The sequence below is a fragment of the Neochlamydia sp. AcF65 genome (assembly GCF_018342435.1).
GTDB lineage: Bacteria > Chlamydiota > Chlamydiia > Chlamydiales > Parachlamydiaceae > Neochlamydia.
The window spans coordinates 1-1,690 of the sequence record NZ_JAEMUE010000053.1; the positions used below are offsets into that span (position 1 = coordinate 1).

Sequence of the window (1,690 nt, forward strand, 5' to 3'; positions counted from 1 at the left end):
CTTCCTAAGTTGGCTTTGAAAACATTAATCCATTCATTAAGTTGTTCGCGAATAGAGTTTAATTGCTCTAGGTCCATTGCCCCCTCCTTAATTAATAAACCTTACCTACATTAATATCAGAAAGCCACTTAACGAGGTAGTACTATATATTCCTGAAGAATGGTTTTTAGATGAAGAACGTAGAGCAAGAGCTGGTATACCTAAAGAAGCTAAATTCAAAACGAAAATACAATTAGCCATGTTGATGCTACAGCGAGCTTTCGGCCATGGGATCAGGCCTTCTTGGGTAGTGGGAGACGAGGTATATGGAGTTTATCCCCTAAGAGCTTATCTAGAGAAAGAATGCTGCCCTTATATATTAGCTGTACCCTCTAACTATCATGTGAGCGTAGATTTTGATCGAAGTCCAGTCAGCCACTTTCTTGCAGAAATTAAGCCAAAAGATTGGCAGAGCTTATCGGCAGGAAAAGGAGCGAAAGGCGACCGCTATTATCATTGGTATCGCCTAGAAGTCAATTCAGATAGCCCTGAAGGTTGGGCACGTTGGCTTTTATTAAGACGTAACATGAAAGACCCTCGTGATGTAGCTTATTATATAGCTTATTGTCCCAATAATGTTACTTTACAAGATATGGCCAAAGCTGCAGGAAGTCGTTGGACGATCGAGGAATGCTTTGAAGCTTCTAAAGGAGAAAGTGGGCTTGACCACTACGAGGTGAGAAGCTACACAGGCTGGTATCGACACATGACACTTTGTTTATTAGCTTTAACTTTCCTTTCGGGCTTGCGCGATGCTTTCAACCTACTGGAGAAGAAAAAAAAAGCTCGTCGGCTTCATATGAAGAAGTTTCTAAAAGTACGGAATTTAATTTAATTAGATATACCTTACAAGAAGCTAGGCGTTTAGTGATATATGCACATACCTCTATCAAGCAATGCTGGAGCTATTGGTTAGAATAGTCTAATTGGCGTCGTAAGCATCAAGCGAGTGCTTGTTACTACCATTATCAAAGGCAAAGAAAGCTATGTTTACATTTACCACTGTAGTATTAGAGGTTATCTTAAAACCCCCTATTTTGCCTTATCCATCTGCTTTATCAAAGGTCTAATAGGTTGATGCAAAACAACTTATTTAAGATAGAGACAAGGGAGGTAATGATGAGCAATACATGCCCTAGTCATTTATCAGATCGTGAATGGGAAGCCATTAAGATTTACTTTGAATTAGACTACAGCAAAGGAGGCAGACCTATTAAACATACAAAAAGAGAGTTATTGGAAGCAATTTTTTATGTCTTAAGAACCGGTTGCCAGTGGCATTATCTACCCAAAGACTTTCCTCATTGGAAAACGGTTTACACTTACTTTAAGAAGTGGAAAGACGCACATTTGTTTGAGAAAATTAATCATCATTTAAGGAAAAAATTAAGAGTTATAATGGGGAGGAACCTCGATCCCAGCGCTGCCATCGTCGATAGCCAGTCAGTTAAAACAGTAGAAAGGGGGGGCTCACAGGTTATGATGGAGCTAAAAAGGTTAAGGGGCGTAAAAGGCACATTGTAGTGGATACGCAAGGCTTTTTATTAACATGCTATGTAGGAGCTGCTGACGAAAACGATCGAACGGCCTTAATTAAGCTGTTAGACAAATGCAAAGGCCTATTTTCAACCATCACCAAGGTTTGGGCGGA

At 39.9% G+C, this 1,690-nt stretch carries 2 protein-coding genes and 1 pseudogene; all 3 read left to right on the forward strand.

Annotated features, from left to right (window positions below; all coding sequences use genetic code 11):
- The first annotated feature begins 148 nt into the window (after positions 1 to 148).
- Positions 149 to 874, forward strand: coding sequence for an IS701 family transposase (locus NEOC65_RS06540; RefSeq protein WP_349305300.1), 726 nt, complete (start codon positions 149 to 151; stop codon positions 872 to 874).
- Between the two features lie 281 nt (positions 875 to 1,155).
- Complete coding sequence (locus NEOC65_RS06545) at positions 1,156 to 1,563, forward strand: transposase (RefSeq protein WP_213156090.1); 408 nt, start codon at positions 1,156 to 1,158, stop codon at positions 1,561 to 1,563.
- Positions 1,563 to 1,690, forward strand: a pseudogene (locus tag NEOC65_RS10020) (IS5-like element ISWpi1 family transposase); the annotation flags it as partial. The gene NEOC65_RS06545 and the pseudogene NEOC65_RS10020, both read left to right, overlap by 1 nt.